We start from the raw sequence: 18447 nt of genomic DNA, 5'->3' as shown, positions 1-18447 counted from the left end.
CGTAAACCTCTGTAATTGCATTCGATGGTACGTTCGTGCATCCGGCGGCTTAGAGCAGGTCCAGCTGGATCCGCTTCTTGATGACGCCAAACTTAAGCACCTTTTCACCGACACCGGGGATCTCGATATGGATGAGATACATCCCGCTGGCGATGGGCAGCGCTTCATCGGTCTGCAGGTCCCAGTTCACGAAGTTCGTGTCGGGATCGCGTTTCTCGATGACTTTGATCAGCGTCCCGCTGAGCGTGAAGACCCGGATGGTCGCACGCTCGGGCAGGTTCGTGATCCGCACCACGTCGTTGAGGTTGCTCACTTCATAGGCCGAGGCGCCCTTGTAGGGGTTGGGCACGACGGTGATCTCGTCGATGGCGTTTTTCAACGCCGTCGCGTTGTTCGTCTCCGCATTGAGCCCTTCGGTGCTGAAGGCAAACACGTCGCCCGGAAGGTTCGGCTTCGTCGTCAGGAAGCGGGCAATCGTACCGGTAAGGTCGCTGCCCGGATTGACGTAGAAGACAATGCGCTGGATCGGGCGGTTGCGGCCGAAGTCAATCAGATCTTCGTTCGCGCCGCCGGTGAGGTCGAACACGTTCGGGCAGTTGTTCGGGTCCGCATCGACGAGCGGCTTGACGAGCGCCTCCCAGTCGGCGTACGTGCCGGTCGGGTAGTAGGCATAGATCCGGTCCGTGCCGGGGAAACCGACGCCGAAGGGATCTTCCGGAATCTCGCCCGGGGCGAACTCACACTCTCCGCCGTTGTCCGAGAAGATGTTCAGGATCAGCTGAACGTCGTCGCTCGGGTCGTTTTCGCCGAAGGGGCCGGTCGGGCCGATGTCCCACACCTCGACGGGCGCCCAGACGGCGTTCCCCGTGGTGAAGGGATGGTAGCCGTACGAACCCTTCTCGGTCCACCGGATCTCGAAGTCGTTCGGCGCAAAGCGTCCGATACGTTCTTCCGGACCCACGCTCGGGGTCCACATGATGTACTCCCCGGTGCTGTTGAACGAGGGGTAGAGGAAGTTGCCGCCGACTTCGGCGCAGCCGAAGGTCGAGACGGCGTCCGGGCCGCACGGATCGAATCCGCCCGGGCCCTGCACTTCGATGAAGGCGGGGTCGCCGTCAAGATCGAGGAAGCTCGGTTCGGGCCCCTGGATGCTGAACGAGAGGCCGTCGAGCAGGAGCACGTTCTCGCGCTGCGGAGCGGGCTGCCCCGTTCGCCCGATGGCGCCGTTGGGACCGGGGCCGCCGTCGAAGATCTTGTCCGACCCGCGGAACACGTCGTAGGTCGTCACTTCTTCTTCGGCCTTGGCCACGCGCACCTCGCGCTGCTGCGCCAGAGGTGAAGCCGTTTCTTCCGGCATGTCCTTGAATTCGGGCGCCTGCTTGGCCGCCCCTTTGCCCGTATCGACGGAGTAGAAGCGAACTTCGTAGTTCGCCGAGGGCACAGAGGCCGGATCCACGATGTCGACCGTCACGCTGCCGCCGCCTTTGCCGGCTGCGAGCTCGGCTACGATGTCGGCTCCGGCGCCGCCGTCTTCCGTTGCGGCGACGGCCTCTTCCGAGAGCACCGTTCCGCCGTTGCGCGCGTCAATGCGCGAGGGCACGGCCACCACCAGGCTCAGCGGGCTCGAGAAGATCTTGTTTACGGCCGTTTCGGGGTCGTACGCGAAAGCCTGCACGCCGAAGTAGTATTCGGTGTAGTTGGTCAGGTTTTCGAGCTTGATCGAGTGGGACAGCCCGGAGTCTTTAAGACCGGGCGCGCCAAAGAAGGTGATCCCGTTCGGGAGCGTTTCGAGTGTGTTTTGCTCCACGATGCCGTTCTTCACGTCGAAGATGGCGATCTGCTGGGCGTCGCTGAGCTTGAACTCGGACGTCGGGAACTGGAAGACGCGGTAGCCCTCGAAGGTATAGGTGCTGCCGAGCGGGTTGTCCGCCGTATAGGCTTCCAGGTAGTTATTGTCCGTGGGCAGGTTCGTCCACTTGATGATCACCGACTCATCGAGTTCGGTCACCTCCACGCGCGGCGAGTTCGGCGGCGCGGGCAGTTTGAAGTCCGCATCGAAGGCCGACTGCGCCAGCGCATCGGCGTCGCGCATCTTGGCCACCGAATCCAGGTTGTCCGCGCCGAAGCCGGTCACGATGCCGTAGACGATTTCCTGCACGTCGCCGGGGTTCATCGTGAAGGGCCCGGTCGACATCAGGAAGCGGCGGTCGCTCGGCGGGTTAGCCGTTCCGGCGCCGTCGATGTTGAACTCGCTCCAGAACGACTGCGTCACCGGGTCGCCGGGATACATGAAGTCGGCGGTCTGCGTGCAGTTGTTCGGGTTGTACCCGTTGCCCCCGAAGCACATGCGGGAGCCGTCCTGCCAGATGCCCCGGAGGTAGTTGTACCAGTCCGAGGTCAGGTCGCGCGGGTTGCCGAAGTTGCTGGTGTCGTTGTTGTAGAACAGGTAGCGCGTCATTTTGAGGCGTTTCTTGTTCTCGAACACCGTTCCGTCGGGGTCGGTATGGCTTTCTCCGGGGGCGTCGACGAGCGGGCCCTGGAAGAAGTCGTAGCCGAGCGCCGGCGGCGCTTCTCCGTACCCGTCCGAGCCTTCGTCGTCGTTGTCGGCGTTGTAGACGTAGCCGAGGCCGAGCGTCGTATCGGAGCCGACGTAGTCGTCGGTGGCGTTGCCGAGGTCGGGGTCGGACCAGATGCCGAACCAGGTGTCGGTGATCGGCGCTTTCCCCTTGTAGATCATTTTGTACTTGTAGAACGTCGTGTTCCCCAGGTCTCCGGCCAGGTTAAAGGCAAAGGCCGAGACCTGCACCTCCAGCCCCATGGCGGACGTACCCGTGGTGGCGTGGGTGCTCCCGACGTCGTTCATGACCCACCAGGCCATCTGATCGCCCTCGATGTCGGGGAGGTCCCCGTCGGCGAGGTTGTAGACGCCGTCGCCGTTGGCGTCGATGAACGGCGCGCCCAGGTCGGCGGGCCATTCGACGATGTCGGCCGAGGGCGCGGCGCCTTCGGCAAGCGCGTCGATCTCGGCGCGGCTCACCTTCCAGATACGGTCATACTTCGAGCAGTCCCCGTCGCCGGGAAGCTCGCCGTCTGCCGTGAGAGGGCCGGGCCAGAATTCCCACCGCGCATAGTCGGCGGCGGCGGCGCGCAACTGGCCGTTGACCAGGCCGCCGATCCAGATGCCGGAAGCAAAAATGGCGTTCGGAGTGATCGGCTGGCCTTCCGGCACCTTGGGCACGTTATACACGTTCCCGGCGCCTTTCCAGAAGAGACCGCCATTGTTAAAGAGTCGCGCCCGGACGTTATTCACGTCGAGGTCTTTGGTCGCACTCCCAAGTTCACAGCTACCCGTGGTCTGAGCGGCTGCGGGGGTGCTCCAGACAAGCCCGAGCACTACCACCAGGAGCAACCATCTATAGGTTCGCATTCGCGCTACCTCCAATAATCCTAGTTGTGGCGTCAACGTCAACTCGCTCCGCCCCGGCCCGGAGTCGTCCCCGGGCCGGTCGGATGCAAGCTCACAGAAAAGTTAGAAATTCAGCCGCAGACCCAGGCGAGTCTGACGCGGAATGCCGTAGTTGAACGGCGTCCGCACACGGAACTGGTAATACATCCGTTCGGCGGAACCCGGCGGGAAGGACGTCAATCCATCCTCCGTGTCCAGATACCCGTCGTTGTCAGGCTCGCCCGTGGCCGGCCATACGCCGATCACGTTGTCCTGATCGAGCAGGTTCTGGATCCAGAGATAAACCGTCAGCGAGGTGCGCGGTGTGAGTTTGAAGAGGCGGTCTACCCGGAGGTTGATCAGCGTCGTCGTCGGCATGTTCTCGCTGTTGATCCCACCCTTGAGACCCGTCAGACGGACCGGGGCGTGACGCGGGAAGGGCGCCAACAGCCGCGAGTACGGCTGGCCGCTCTTGAGCGTGCCGATGATGTTGACCCCGAAGTTCTCCAGCAGCTTGCCGCCGAAGATGGTCGGCCCTTCGCCTTCACCCAGCCGGTAATCAAGCGTGATGTTGGCCGTGTGGCGCCGGTCGAAGTCCAAAGGGTTGAGGAAGTTCGGCACGATCGGGTTGGCTTCACGGAGCCAGAAGATGTTGCTCGTGGTGGACGAGTTCGAGCCCGTGCCGCGCGCAACCGAGAACGTGTAGGCGACGTTGAGGGCCACACCGCCCGTACGCCGCAGGTCGAATTCAAACTCGGCCCCTTTGACCGTCCCGAAGTCCACGTTTTGACGCGTGTTGTAGTTGTTCGGGAAAACGTTCTTGAGCGCGCGCAGCTGAATCAGATTCTGGATCTGGCGGAAGAAACCGGAGACCTGGATGGCCGCGCGAGCGCCGAGGCGCTGACGGAAGCCCAGTTCGTACTCGATCGTCTTCTGCGGCTTCAGGCTCGGGTTGCCGATGGTGCCGGCTGACGACAGGCGGCTCTGGAAGTTATCCAGCGTCGCGATCTGGTTCGTCGTCGGGCGCTGCGACAGCACGTCGTAGTGGGCGAAGAACAGCGCGCGGTCCGTCACCGGGAAGGTGATGCCGATGCGCGGCTGGAAGTTCACCTGCGGATCGTAATCCTTGAAGGCTTCTTCCGCCAGTTCACTGCGGTTAAAGCCGTCCCGGACCTGCGGATCCCCACGCGTCACCACTTCGGTCGGACCGACGATCTGGCCGTTGGTGTTGTAGAAATTGCCCTGCAGATCGCGATAGCCGACTACCCGATCCGTCGAGGAGCAGTCCCCGTTGAGGCAGTACACGGCAAAGTCGCTGCCGATGTTGGACGGCGCGCCGCCCACGTCGGCCACGCGAAGGATCGGCACCAGCGCGTAGGGGTCGCGCAGCACGCGCTGGTTGTTGTCGAACACGTCGATGCGAGCGCCCACCTGAAGGACGACGTCCCGGAACTCGATCTTGTCCGAGATATAGCCCGCGTAGTAGATCGGCTCGTACGGCGCGATGTTGAAGTCGGACGAACCGACGGCCTCTTTGTCGCCCGTGGTGAACGCGCGGAGGTTCTCGGTATCGACTTCTTGCGTACCGAGGTAGTTGTACCCGTAGTACGAGACGCCGCCGACGTTGTCGAGCACGGAGAACTGGAAGTCCTCCCACTTTTTGACGGCTTTGTCCGCATCGCCTTCGATGTTTCCATCATCGAAGAAGCGAGCCAGCGACTGGGCGCCCGAGAAGTTGAAGACGGGCACCGAGTAGAAGCGATTGGTCCGCTGCTCATACTCACCGCCGAACTCAAGCTGGTGAATGCCGAGCTGCGTGGTCACGTTGGCCGAGAAACGCAACTGCTGACGGCGCCCCTTGTTGAAACCACCGCCGACGGCGCCGGGCTGCGCGTATTGCGAGGCCACAGCGGAGATGCCGGGGAAGGTGCCGTCTTCGAACTGCTGCACAAAGACCGCCGTATCATCCGCACCGTCGCCATCGGTGTCTTCCATACGATCCAATTTCCGGTAGCTCGCCGCCACGGCATTGTTCGGATGGTCGATGTCGCCGTAGAAAAGGACGTCCTGGACATTCTTCGAGAAGCCGTTCTGGAAAGTCCAGAACTTGAAGTCGGTGTAGTCCACCTGCAACTGATAAAACGTCGCGGCCGACAGGTGATGCGTCCAGGTCAGGAAGATGCGCCCCGTCTGCTGGTTCGACTTCCCGCTGTTGTTCGGAGTAAAGATCGAACGGGCGGTGCTGTAGTTTTCAAAATCCCGGTCGGCAAACTGACCGCCCACCCGAACACGCACGGACTTGCTCAGGTTGAAGTTCAGGTTGCCGCTGAGGTTGAGGCTCGCCAGTTCCGTATTCCGGCGGGCGTTCTCGAAGGAAAAGTCATTCTCCGAGAGGAAGGTGGTGCGCGAGACCGGGTCGAAGTTCAGCACCGTCTCGCCGTCACCCAGGCCCAGCTGCGAACTCAGATCCGCGAGGCTCACGCGCGCCTCACCCGTGGCCGGGTCGAGGTCGAGCGCCGAGAAGGGCACGGACCGGACGTTGCCGGCGGCATCCTGAATCTGAATGCCTTCGGGCGTGTTCTGGATGGCCTGCAGTTTGTCGTCGGGAAGCTGCGGCGTCGGGATGGCGCGCGGGTTCCGATCGTACTGCGACTGATATTCCGCCGAAAGGAAGAACCCGACCTTGTCGCCGGCCACCGGGCCGCCTACCGAGATCGAGCCGAGGTTGTACTCGTAATCGTCGAAGAACTGCGAGCTGACTCCTTCGAGGGAGCCGAAGAACCGGTTGCGGCCGCTCTTCGTGGAGACGGAGATGACGCCGCCCATGGCGTCTCCGAACTTCGCCGGCAGACCGCCGATGAGCATCTCCTGCTCGGCGATGGCCTGCTGCGAGACGCCCAGGCTGCCGACGACCTTGACGCCGTCGACGTAGTAGACGACCTCTTCGCCGCGACCGCCGCGGATGTTCAGCGTCGAAGAGCCTTCGTTGTTGACCACACCGGCCTGCAACGAGGCGACGCTGGCCACGCCGCGAACGGGCAGGTTCTGGATGTCCTCGCCGGTCACCACACGTGGCGCGCCGAGGGCGTCCTTCTGGATCAGCGGCCGCTCGTACTCAACGACGATCTCTTCGAGTTGGATACCCGGAGAGAGCGTGAAGTTGATTTCGCGGGTATACCCTGCGTTAATCTCGACTCCCGTTCGAACTTCGGTCTGATAACCGACGAACGAGGCTTGTACATCGTAGGTGCCCACCGGAACGCCGAGCAGCAGGTAATTGCCGTCAACGTCGGTAATGGTACCCAGCTGGGTACCGACCAGCACGATGCTGGCGCCGGGCAGAGGTTCACCGGTTTCGCCGTCGGTCACGTGACCGGTCAGCTTACCCGTGCTCTGCGCCAGAACTAGCATCGGCGTAACGAGCACCAACAGCACAAGCGTGCCCCATTTACGTAACATATGCTACCTCCTCTAGTGCTATGGATGTGTGGCTTTGAACGATTCGTTGCTACGAACAGACAGCTCCTTTATCGCTCAGTAGGCTGTTAAGGGTTACAGACAACGTAACTTCCTTGAAGGGAAAGGATCTCGTTCGAACGATCCACTGAAGCTCCCAACGAAACAGCTGCAGATGGTCGATCGGTTAGGACGCTACCGCTTCGATACCATGCGCAGACCTCCCGGACAGAAAAACACCGTGGAGCAACGCCGCGCGTTGTGGCAAAGGCATCTTGCGATGAGAGTGGGCGGGGTGTGAGAAGCTGTAGCGAAGGTTCAAACGCGATCTCTTTACCAGTGTTGTTTGGGGGATTCTCCTCTTTGGTGCGTCAATATATTGGGACCCCGGACCTTTGTCAAGGGAATGTTTCGCCCCTGAAGAATAGGGGACGGCGTTTTGCCGTCCCCGTAAAATGCCCTTTTACACCAGGATCAGACGCACGCTGTCAATGCCTTCCAGGGCTGATATTTTTTTGAGCACCGGCTCCGGCGCCGGCTCGTCGACGCTGATGGCCGTCAGGGCCATCGACCCTTTGCCCGTGCGTCCGAGCGCCAGCGCCCCGATGTTCAGACCGGCGTCGGCCAGGATGCCGCCCACTGCGGCGAGCATGCCGGGACGATCCACGTTGCGGTAAAAAAGGAGCCATCCCTCGGCGCGCACCTCCAGCCGATACTCGTCGATGCGCACCAGGCGGGGATCGTCGGCTCCGAAGATCGCGCCGGCCACCACGCGCCGCTCCCGGTCCGTCTCCAGCGCCACCTCGATCAGGTTGCTGAAGCCGCCTTTCGCCGTGTAGAGCTGCGCTTCCACCGCCAGGCCCACTTCTTCGGCCAACACCGGCGCGTTGATCAGATTTACCGGCCGGCTCTGCGTACACCCGAGCAGTCCCTTGAGCACAGCAATCTTAAGCACTTCCGCATAACGATGCGGCACGTCGCCGTGGCACCGGACGACGACCCGTTCCAGATGACCGCCGCCGAGCTGTCCCGCCATCAGCCCCAGCTTTTCGGCCAATCCCAGATAGGGCTGCACCTCGGAATGCGCCGCCATCCGGATCGCCATCGCGTTGACGGCGGAGTGCACCGGCTCGCCCTTGAGCGCGCGGATCACCTGCTCGGTCACCTGCCGGGCCACCTTCCGCTGCGCCTCTTCGGTGGAGGCCGCAATGTGCGGCGTGGCGACCACGTTCGGATGCGCCAGCAAGCGCGTGAGCGTCGGCGGCGGAGGCTCCTGCGAATACACGTCGAGCGCCGCGCCGCCGACCTGCCCGGACGCGAGCGCTTCCCAGAGCGCCTCCTCGTCGATGATGCCGCCCCGCGCACAGTTGACCAGGTAAACGCCCGGCTTGCATCGGGCCAGCGTTTCCCGGTTGACCAACCCGCGCGTGGCGTCGTTGAGCGGCGTGTGGAACGTGATGAAATCGCTCTTCTCAAAAATTTCGCCCAGCGAAACCAGCGTAATGCCCAGCCGCTCGGCCGCCTCGCGCGAGAGCACCGGGTCGTAGCCGAGCACGTTCATGCCGAAAGCCTGCATGCGCCGGGCCACCGCCCGCCCGATCTTTCCGACGCCCACCACTCCGAGCGTCTTCTCATATAGCTCGGAGCCCTTGAAGGCCTTCCGGTCCCACCGCCCCGCGCGAAGAGAGGCGTTCGCCGGCGGAATGCGACGGGCCAGCGCCATCAGCATCGCCACGGTGTGCTCCGCCGTCGAGATGGTGTTGCCGTCGGGCGCGTTGATGACGAGGATGCCCCGCCGCGTGGCGGCCGCCAGGTCGATGTTGTCCACACCCACGCCCGCGCGCCCGATGACTTTCAGCCGTTCCGCCGCCTCGATCATCTCGGCGGTGATCTTCGTTCCGCTCCGGATGATCCAGGCGTCGGCTTCGCGCGCAAGGGCCGCCAACTCCCCGGGCGCCCGCTTGAGCTGAACGTCGGCTTCCATCCCCTCGGCCCGGAGCAGGTCCGTACACACGGGGTCAACGGCATCGGTAATCAGAATGGTGTACGACATGAGATCTCCCTCACTAGCGATTCGGAACGTGAGGGTAAACTTAAGACGAGCGGGACGCGGGCACGCCCCCGGAAATGTGAGAATACCGAGAAAGCCCCGTGACGAAACGACAAAAAATCTCCGCGCCGGTCTGCGCGCCTATTCGACCAGATCCTCGATCCACTGGAGCACCTCTTCGCGCCCGCGTTTGTCCTTGGCGGAAGTCAGCACGACGGGGGCTTCGCGCCCGGCTTCGGCGAGCGCCCGTTTCACCGCGGCGACGTGCCGGCTCCGCCGGTTCGCCGAAAGCTTGTCCGTCTTGGTCAGCAGGATCACGTACGGCGCTTCGCTCTCGCGGGTGAGCACCATCACCTCTTTGTCGAGAGTGGTGGGGGGATGGCGGCTGTCGATCAGGTGAAAGATGAGGCGAAGCTCTTCGCGCTCGAGGAGGTACCGCCCGATGAAACGCTGCCACCGCTCCCGCTGCGTGCGCGAGACCTTCGCATATCCGAAGCCCGGCAGATCGACGAGGTAGAACCGTTCGTTGACGAGGTAGAAGTTGAACTCCTGCGTCTTGCCCGGCGTGCCGCTGATGCGCGCGATGCTGCGACGCCCCACGAGCATGTTGAGCAACGAACTCTTCCCGACGTTCGACCGCCCGATGAACGCCACCTCCGGCAATCCTTCCCCGGGCAAACTCGACCACCCGCCCGCGCCCCGAACGAACTTGACCTCTTTGATCTTCATGGGCTCGCTGCGTTCGCGTCAAAGTCCATCACCCCAACCCCACCCGCACATGCGCGCTTCGTCATTCAGGTCTCCGAAGGACGAGCCCTTAACGCGAGCCGGGGGGCGAGCCCGGACTACACCGTCGCGAAGTGGTCCTTCACCGTCGCGCCGATGAGCGCCGGGTTCATCACGATGATCGCGCCGGCGGCTTCGAGCGCGGCGAACTTGTCCTCGGCGGTTCCTTTGCCGCCCGAGATGATCGCGCCGGCATGGCCCATCCGGCGGCCCGGAGGCGCCGTGCGCCCGGCGATGAAGGCAAAGACCGGCTTCGTCATGTGCGCCTTGATGTACGCGGCGGCCTCTTCCTCGGCCGTCCCTCCGATCTCGCCGATCATCACGACGGCCTCGGTCTCCTCGTCCGCCTCGAACATTTCGAGCGCGTCGACGAAGCGGGTGCCGATGACCGGGTCGCCGCCGATGCCGACGGCCGTGCTCTGCCCGAAGCCGTTGCGCGTGAGTTGATCGACGGCCTCGTACGTGAGCGTGCCCGAACGGGAGACGACGCCGATGGAGCCCTTCGTGAAGATCATCGCGGGCATGATGCCCACCTTCGCCTCTCCCGGCGTGAGCACGCCCGGGCAGTTCGGCCCGATCAGATGCGCGCCCTTCTTCCGCACGTAATGATAGACCGGCACCATGTCCCGGGCGGGGATGCCCTCGGTGATGCACACGATCACCTCGATGCCCGCGTCGGCGGCTTCGAGGATGGCGTCGGCGGCGAAGGGCGGCGGAACGAAGATGATGGACGTGTTCGCCCCTTCCCGCGCGACGGCTTCGGCCACGGTGTTGTACACCGGACGTCCGAGGTGCGTCTGCCCGCCTTTGCCCGGCGTGACGCCCGCCACGAGCGGCGTGCCGTAATCGATCATCTGCTCGGAGTGGAAGCTGCCTTCCTTCCCCGTAAAGCCCTGGACCACCAGGCGCGTGTTCTTGTCAACGAGGATGCTCATCTTGACGTGGGTTCAGGTTTTCGATGGAAAATCCGAATTTAGCGGATACCGGCATAAAAGCTTCGGGCCGGAAAAGAAACTTGTCAACTATTCATGCGCCGCGCGGGCGACCGCATCGCCGAGGCCGAGGAGCCGCGCTTCGTCGAACGGACGCCCGAGGAGCTGAAGCCCCACGGGGAAGCCGCCCGGATGCGCCCCCACGGGGACGACGAGCCCCGGTAGGCCCGCGAGGTTGGCCGTGACGGTATAGATGTCGTTGAGGTACATTGCGAGCGGATCGTCGATCTTGCTGCCGAGGCGGAACGGCGGCGTCGGCGTGGCTGGCGTCAGGATCACGTCCACGGTCTCGAAGGCCCGGTCGAAGTCGCGGCGGATGAGCGTGCGCACGCGCTGCGCCTTGCCGTAATACGCGTCGTAATAGCCGGAGGAGAGCGCGTACGTGCCGAGCATGATGCGCCGCTTGACCTCGTCGCCGAAGCCTTCGGTGCGGGTCTGCGCATAGAGGCGCGTCAGGACCGTATCCCGGGAGGCGAGGCGGGCGCGGACCTCGGCGGCCCGCGCGTCGTCGCCTGCGGCCTCGGCGGCGCGGAGCAGGGCTTCGAGCGTTTGCGTCTCCTCTCGAAGCTCGCGGCGCACGGCCTCTTCGTCGGCGCGATAGCCGAAGCGGACGCCGTCGTACCGGGCCAGATTGCTCGAGGCCTCCGCCGTGGTCAGCACGTAATACGCGGCGATGCCGTACTTCGTGTGCGGGAGCGAGACGTCGTGGATCGTCGCGCCGCCCGCGCGCAGCCGCTCCACCTGCGCTTCGAGGCGGGCGCGGATGCCCTCGTCGAGCCCTTCGCCGAAATATTCCGCCGGAAGCCCCACACGCAGCCCGCGCACCGACCCGGTAAGCGCCGCGCCGTAGTCCGGAACCTCCACCGGCGCGCTCGTCGCATCCCACGGGTCGCGCCCGGCGATGACGCCGAGCACGGCGGCGAGGTCCTCCGCCGAGCGGGCAAGCGGCCCGATGACGTCGAACGAGGAGGCATAGGCGACGAGCCCGTGGCGGCTGACGCGCCCGTACGTCGGCTTCAGGCCCATCACGCCGCAGAAGGCCGCCGGCTGCCGGATGGAGCCGCCGGTGTCCGTGCCGAGCGCCACGTGGCACATCCCCGCCGCCACCGCCGCCGCCGAGCCGCCCGACGAACCGCCCGGCACGTAGTCGGGATCGAGGGGGTTGCGGACGGGTCCGAAATACGAGTTCTCGTTCGACGAGCCCATGGCGAACTCGTCGCAGTTCGTCTTGCCGATGAAGACGGCCCCCGCCGCGCGCAGCCGCTCGATGACCGTGGCGTCGTAGAGCGAGGTGAAGTTTTCGAGCATGCGCGAACCGCACGTCACCCGCCGGTCCTTGATGCAGAGGACGTCCTTGACGGCCACGACCATCCCGGCAAGCGGCAGGCGCTCCCCCCGCGCGAGCCGCGCATCGAGGGCGCGGGCGCGGCGAAGCGCCCCCCCGGCATCGACCGAGAGGAAAATGTTGAGCCGCTCGTTGTCGGCTTCGATGACCTCCAAAAAAGACGAGACCAGGCTCTCGCAGCTGGTCTCGCCTCGCGCCAGCGCCCCTCGGGCGTCGGCAAAGGTGCTGTGGTTCATCACGTGCTCGCCCGGACGCTTGAGGCCTCAGGAAACGTTCGCGGCGCCGGTGGAGCCGGCGTTCTGCTGCGGCGGCTCCGGGCGCGTGGTCGTCGTCTCGACAGGCGCGCGCGGCGCCGGAGTCTGGGCCGGCGGACGCGGCTGCTGGATCTGCGGGCGGTCGTCCACGTGCACGTTCAACTCGCTCTGAATCTCGCGGGTGGCGGACTTGAACTCTTTGATGCCCTTACCCAATCCACGCGCGATCTCCGGAATGCGCTTCGCCCCGAAGATCAACAGGATCGCCAGAAAGATGAGAATCAGTTCCGGCATTCCGATGCTACCCATAGCGTTCACCTCTCAGTCAAATGGGATCTTTACATCCGCCGCCATGCGGCGACGGATGGCGGCACGAAGCGGCCACGACGCGCCCAAGATAACGACACCGCGACACCTCGAGCGCGGGAAAATATAGCGAATTTCGCCCTATTGTTTTCGCAAGGCGCCGCAGGGACCTCTTATGCACGAGACGCCGCCGGGTTCGCTCCCACGTTCTCCTAGATTTCCCTTGCGCCTTGCGGCGCGCGCGTTTACCTTATCCCCGAAAAAGCACATGACTGCACCCCTCTCACCGACGCCGCTTTCCCGCGAGGCCATCGCCGCCTGGCCGAAAGCCGAGCTCCACTGCCACCTCGACGGCTCGCTCCGCCTCTCCACCGTCCTCGACCTCGCCCGCCGGCAGGGCAAGATGAGCCTGCTTCCGGCAGACTCCGAAGAGGGTCTCGAGGCCATCCTCCGCGAGATCGACCACTCGGAAACGCTCGAAGCGTACCTCGAATGGTTCAAGTACACGATCCCGCTCATGCAGACGAAAGAGGCGCTCCGGCGCATCGCCTACGAGCTGGCCGAGGACAACGCCCGCGAGAACGTCCGCTATCTGGAAGTGCGCTACGGGCCGATCCTCCACACCGAGGAGGGCCTCTCGCTCCAGGAGGTCAACGACGCCGTCCATGACGGACTGCAAGCCGCCGAGCGCGACTTCGACCTCCGCACGAACATCATCGTGTGCGGCCTCCGCGACCGGTACGAAAGCGAATCGCTGCGGCAGGCCGAACTTGCCGTCCGTGCCCGAAAAAAAGGCGTCGTCGCCTTCGACCTGGCGGGCGGGGAGGCCGGCAACCCGCCCAAACATCACCTCCACGCCTTCTATTATGCGCGCAACCATCTGCTCAACCTGACGGTCCATGCCGGGGAGTCGTGGGGGCCGGAATCGATCCATCAGGCGCTCTTCTATTGCGGCGCGCACCGCATCGGTCACGGGATCACGCTCCACCGCGATCCCGAGTTGATGCAATACGTGATCGACCATCAGGTGCCGCTCGAGATCTGCCCGACGAGCAACGTGCAGACCCACGTCGTCGAGAGCTACGAGACGCATCCGATCCGGCTTTTCGTGGCGAAAGGCGTGCCCGTGACGGTGAACACGGACAACCGCCTCTTCAGCCGCACTTCGGTGACGGAGGAACTCTGGCGCGTGCATACGCATTGCGGGATCAAAGCGGAACAACTGCGGGAGATCGCCCTCAACGGCTTCCGCTATGCCTTCCTTCACTGGGATGAAAAACAGGACCTGCTCCGCCGCGTCCTCGATGCCTTTCCGATGCCGCGTTCCGGAGAAACGCCGGTGTGGTAGCGGTCGGCCCCGAGCGCCGCGCATGGAACGCCTCCCCGCCTCATGAAACGAACCCTTCGGCCCGCCCCCACCCTCCTCGGCCACATCGAACTCCCGCCGGACAAGTCGGTGGCCCACCGCGCGGCGATTCTCGCGGCGCTGGCCGAGGGGTCGTCGCAGATCGTCAACTATCCGACCTCGGAAGACCCCCGGTCGACGCTGGCGTGCCTCCGCGCCCTCGGCGTGGAGATGGAGGAGCGCGAGGGCATCCTGTACGTGGAAGGGCGCGGCCTCGAAGGGCTGACGCCGCCCCGCGCGCCGCTCGACTGCGGCAACTCGGGCACGACGATGCGCCTGCTCGCGGGCGTGCTCGCCGGGCAGCCGTTCGATAGCGTCCTCACCGGCGACGCCTCCCTCCGGCGCCGCCCGATGGTCCGCATCGCCGAGCCGCTCGAAGCGATGGGCGCCGGCGTCACGCTCACCGAAGGACACGCGCCGATCCGCCTCGAAGGCGGACGGCGGCTCCACGGCATCACCTACCGGCTGCCGGTGGCCTCGGCGCAGGTGAAGTCGTGCGTGCTCCTGGCCGGACTCTTCGCCGAAGGCACGACGACGGTCGTCGAAAGCATCCCCTCGCGCGACCACACCGAGCGCATGCTCGGCCTCGACACGTTCGAGACGGGCGGTCTCCGGCACATCTCCGTCACGGGCGGCCGCCGCATCGCCCCTCGCACGTGGGCCGTGCCGCGCGACTTCTCGGCGGCGGCGTTCTTCCTCGTGGCGGCGAGCATCGTGCCCCTGGGCGAGGTGCGGCTGCCGGGCGTCGGGCTCAACCCCTCGCGCACCGCCTTCCTCAACGTCCTCCGCGCCATGGGCGCACACGTGGAGGTCCACCACGAACGCGAGCACGGCGGCGAGCCGATGGCCGACCTCGTCGTGCGGCCCGCCCCGCTCCACGGCGTCACCGTCGGCAACCCGCTCATCCCCAACCTCATCGACGAGATCCCGGTCCTCGCAGTGGCCGCCGCCTGCGCCTCGGGCCGCACCGAGATCCGCGACGCCGCCGAACTCCGCGTCAAGGAGACCGACCGCCTCGCCGCGCTCGCCGCGAACCTCCGCGCCCTCGGCGCGCACGTCGAAGAACGCCCGGACGGCCTCCTCATCGAAGGCGGACGCCCGCTCCACGGCGCAACCGTGGACAGCTTCGGCGACCATCGCATCGCCATGGCCATGGGCGTGGCGGGCCTCGTCGCCGAAGGCGAGACGACCGTCACCGACGCCGGATGCGCCCGCGTCTCGTTCCCCGGCTTCTGGAAAGAACTCAAACGCGCAACGGGAATCTAGGCGAAGCCGCCCCTCACGTCCGGCCCTTCACGTACCGCGTGTTGTACGCCTCGTGGGACAACGCCTCCACGGGGACGACGCCCCGCTCCGGATCGTCCCGGCAGATGAGGCGATAGCTGCGCCCGATCGGAATGGAGATCACGGTGCGGTCGTAATGCATGCGCTTCCCGTGATAGCCCGTATAATCACGCCCGTTGCGGAGTCCGCTCAGAATCTCGCGCGTCTTCTTGACGACGTGCGGGGGCAGGCGGCCCAGGTCGATCGGGTCCTCTTCCAGCCGCTCACGCCATGCCTGCCGCCGCGCGATCTCCCGCGCCCGCGCCTCCTCCTTCAGCCGACACCGATGGCAATACCGACCATAGCCCCGATGCCCGCAATCGAACGTCTTCTTTCTCCGCCCCATGATGCCCCCGGTTCATGAGCTTCACACCCCCTGAAAACTGCTTCAAAAACCCGCGTCACCACTTTTTTTTCTGGACATGGCATTTTTTTTCAAATCCATGACCTTTTCTCCGAAGAAAGAGCGCTTATAAAGGAAAGAGCACTTCTCCTACGCAGTTCTTGCGTTTTTGGGAAGCCGGTCCTTCGGTGGGGAGAGACCGGCTTCCTTTTTTTATGCCTCCTCCACTTCTCCGGGGACCCAGAGGTGCGCATCGAGATCCACACAGCCGTCGTCCGTGAAGGCGACGCCTTCGCTTCGAAGGAGGTCTTCCATGATGTGCGGACCGCCAAAGTGCATGCGCCCCGAGAGCGCGCCGAAGCGGTTGACGACGCGGTGGCACGGCAAGGGCGTCTCGGCCGCGGCTTTGAGCGCCCACCCGACGGTCCGCGCCGCGCTCCCGACGCCGAGGCTCCGCGCGATGTGCCCGTACGTGGTCACCTTCCCGCGCGGGATCTGCGCCACGACGCCCCACACCCGCCGAAAAAAATCATCCGCTTCCTGCTTCGAGGTCGTCATGCGTTTCGGGATCTGCGCCGGGCTATCCGCCGACATTTTGGACGTGGAAGTTGAGGGTGCGTTCGACGCTCTGTCCCGTCGTCTCGTCGGTGACGCGCACACGCACTTCGAGTTCGCCGTTTCCGGTCCAGTCGCTCAGGTCGAGGAGGATCGTTTCCCGGGCCGTGCGTCCGCGCGTCGTGTTCGAGATGCGTGAAGTCGTGCGTGCTTCCTCCTTTCCGCCGAGCAGGCGCAACAGCCCCTCCCTGTCTTCACTCCGCGCGATCTCGTACTCGACCGTATAGTGCGCCAGGTCGTCCGCGCCGAAGGTGAGGTGGTACACTTCGAAGTACAGCGCCAGTTGCACGTCCGAGGCGATGCGTGAGAACGGATACGGTGAAGCCGAGGCGGGGTCCTCGAGCACGTTCTCGTCGGCTTTTCCGGTGAAGATCGGTTTGAGGTCGCTCATCTCCAGGATGCTTCTGTCGGCGGCGAGGGCCGTGAGCGAGTCGGCCAGGCCTGCGCCCACCTTCACCTTCGGTCCGAGGCGCATTTGCGTGCCCGTGCGCGTGCCGGGCAGATACTCGTCCCACTGAAAGGCGAGGTGATACCGCCCCGTGTCTCCCCGAACCACCATCGTCTGCACCGGGATGACGGCGTCGTCCTGTTCGGGCACGTCGGTGAGAAAATACCGTTTCTGGTTGACGACGCGGGGCTGATGCTGCGCCGTTTTCTGCACCGTCGTCATGTTGATCACGAAGGTGTCGGAGACGTCGTAGCCCTGCTTCCGGAGCCGTTTCCGGAGCTTCTTCGAGGGTCGGATCGCGCCGACGGTGGGGCTCCAGTAGACCTCCGTGCGCGTGCGCCCGTCGTCGTCGAGGAAACGGGCCACCCGCACTTCGACGGGCAGGCGCTCGGTCTCGCGAAAGACGTCGGAAACCTCCCGCGGCGCGTACGCCTCACGGCGTCCGTAGGCCATCTCGTCCTCGCTCTCGGTGCGCATCAGGATGGTCTGTGCGAAGACGTCGGGCGGAGGGCGACTGGTCAACTGCCGGCTCTCGATCCCCGAGGGGATGCGGTTGATGCGCCGCGTGCGGTTGAGGATGCGCCCCGGCTGAAAAGCGGGCAGTTCCATCGCGTAGTTCTCCACGTCGCTGTACCGCGCCTCGAAGTCGGAATGGAGCGGGGCCAGTTGCTGATAGATCGACCGGAGCACGGCGATCATCCGGGTCGCCTTGTCCACGCCCCGCTTCGAACGGCTGAAGCCGAAACGAAGCACCTTCGGGATCAGGTCGATGGTCTGGGCAAAAGCGAAATGGTCATTCTTTTTGACGAAAAGGAAGTACGCGGCCCGGTCGACGTCGCCGTAACGCCAGAACACGTTTTCGGGAAAATCGGACGGCGTGACGCCCACGCCGGGCTGAAACACCACGTCGATCAGCCACGGATCGGTGAAGGAGATCTCGATCTCCCTGTCCGGCTTGCCATACCGGACGTAGACCTCGCCCCGGTCGTCGAAGCCGGTGAGACGTTCGGGATAGGCGAAGTGCTTCTCGGCGTAAGCGACCCGTTCGAGGTGTTCGAGGAGCCGTTCGTTCTCGAGCGTGGCCGGGAGCGGGTCCTGGCTTCGCCACCACGTCAGCAGCCGCGTGCCCGCGCCGGGTTTGAACGTCCACTCGTCCGCCGCCACCGTCGGCACGTTGGTGATGACTTCATCGAGCACGGCGTCGGGGAGGATCACGGCCAGCTGGGCCACGTGCCGGGCCATCAGCGCGACTTCGCCGGGGAAGAGCGGCTCGTCGAGCGCGGCGAGGAGACTCAGGTACAGCCGGGCCGTCTCGCCGGGAAAGGCGGCGCGCTGCTCGACGGTGAGGCTGCGGAGGTAGGCGTCGGTGAGGCGCAGGTCGAAGAAGCCCGCCCGGTCGAGCGCGATGAGCCCGGCGCGCCAGGCGCGCTGCATGTTGTCCCGATCGCCGAGGCGCTCGTAGGCCCGCCCGAGCCAGTACGCCGCCGTCCCGCGCGACTGCTCGGCATAGGCGGGCGCCTGGGCCACCAGCGGCTCGAGCCGGCGCACGGCCCGCTCATAGGCGCCCGTCTCCACCGCTTCGACGCCGCCGGCGAACGCAAGGTATTGCGCCGCCTCGACCGAATCCGGCCGCTGCGCGCGGCTCCCCTCACCCGCCGACAGCCACAGCAGCGCCGCCA

12 protein-coding genes are annotated in these 18447 nt (G+C 65.0%); 2 read left to right on the top strand and 10 right to left on the bottom strand.

What is annotated here, in order from left to right:
• Positions 1–49: 49 nt before the first annotated feature.
• The 7 genes from AC1HIY_RS16725 to tatA form a co-directional block, all read right to left on the bottom strand.
• Positions 50–3427 carry a T9SS type A sorting domain-containing protein gene (locus AC1HIY_RS16725; protein ID WP_479577934.1) on the bottom strand — a complete coding sequence of 1126 codons (3378 nt, stop codon included), beginning with the start codon at positions 3425–3427 and terminating at the stop codon, positions 50–52.
• A 102-nt stretch (positions 3428–3529) separates the two neighbouring features.
• On the bottom strand, positions 3530–6904 hold the full coding sequence (locus AC1HIY_RS16720; RefSeq protein ID WP_479577933.1) for a TonB-dependent receptor: 3375 nt from the start codon (positions 6902–6904) through the stop codon (positions 3530–3532).
• A 460-nt stretch (positions 6905–7364) separates the two neighbouring features.
• On the bottom strand, positions 7365–8954 hold the full coding sequence (gene serA / locus AC1HIY_RS16715; RefSeq protein WP_479577932.1) for a phosphoglycerate dehydrogenase: 1590 nt from the start codon (positions 8952–8954) through the stop codon (positions 7365–7367).
• Between the two features lie 138 nt (positions 8955–9092).
• Positions 9093–9680: a ribosome biogenesis GTP-binding protein YihA/YsxC gene (yihA, locus tag AC1HIY_RS16710; protein ID WP_479577931.1), complete on the bottom strand. Its 588-nt coding sequence runs from the start codon at positions 9678–9680 to the stop codon at positions 9093–9095.
• Between the two features lie 116 nt (positions 9681–9796).
• Positions 9797–10672 carry a succinate--CoA ligase subunit alpha gene (gene sucD, locus AC1HIY_RS16705; RefSeq protein ID WP_479577930.1) on the bottom strand — a complete coding sequence of 292 codons (876 nt, stop codon included), beginning with the start codon at positions 10670–10672 and terminating at the stop codon, positions 9797–9799.
• Between the two features lie 87 nt (positions 10673–10759).
• Positions 10760–12310: an amidase family protein gene (locus tag AC1HIY_RS16700; RefSeq protein WP_479577929.1), complete on the bottom strand. Its 1551-nt coding sequence runs from the start codon at positions 12308–12310 to the stop codon at positions 10760–10762.
• Between the two features lie 27 nt (positions 12311–12337).
• Positions 12338–12637, bottom strand: coding sequence for a twin-arginine translocase TatA/TatE family subunit (gene tatA / locus AC1HIY_RS16695; RefSeq protein WP_479577928.1), 300 nt, complete (start codon positions 12635–12637; stop codon positions 12338–12340).
• Positions 12638–12902: 265 nt separating this feature from the next.
• Between tatA and add the strand changes: the two genes are divergently transcribed.
• Both add and aroA read left to right on the top strand, forming a co-directional pair.
• Complete coding sequence (gene add, locus AC1HIY_RS16690) at positions 12903–13982, top strand: adenosine deaminase (protein WP_479577927.1); 1080 nt, start codon at positions 12903–12905, stop codon at positions 13980–13982.
• Positions 13983–14024: 42 nt separating this feature from the next.
• Complete coding sequence (gene aroA, locus AC1HIY_RS16685) at positions 14025–15305, top strand: 3-phosphoshikimate 1-carboxyvinyltransferase (RefSeq protein ID WP_479577926.1); 1281 nt, start codon at positions 14025–14027, stop codon at positions 15303–15305.
• A 13-nt stretch (positions 15306–15318) separates the two neighbouring features.
• On the opposite strand, the gene AC1HIY_RS16680 is transcribed toward aroA, so the two are convergent.
• From AC1HIY_RS16680 to AC1HIY_RS16670, 3 genes are all read right to left on the bottom strand, one after another.
• A complete protein-coding gene (locus tag AC1HIY_RS16680) occupies positions 15319–15708 on the bottom strand; it encodes a DUF7682 family zinc-binding protein (RefSeq protein WP_479577925.1) in 390 nt (129 codons plus the stop codon).
• Between the two features lie 210 nt (positions 15709–15918).
• Entirely contained in the window at positions 15919–16263 is a 345-nt protein-coding gene (locus tag AC1HIY_RS16675; RefSeq protein WP_479577924.1) for an MGMT family protein, read from the bottom strand.
• Positions 16264–16285: 22 nt separating this feature from the next.
• The coding region (locus AC1HIY_RS16670; protein ID WP_479577923.1) for a GWxTD domain-containing protein at positions 16286–18447 on the bottom strand (2162 nt) is incomplete at its 5' end.

The organism is Rhodocaloribacter sp. (genome assembly GCF_056451265.1).
The sequence above is the reverse complement of the archived record's forward strand: the minus strand, read 5'-3'. Positions and strand labels throughout refer to the sequence as shown.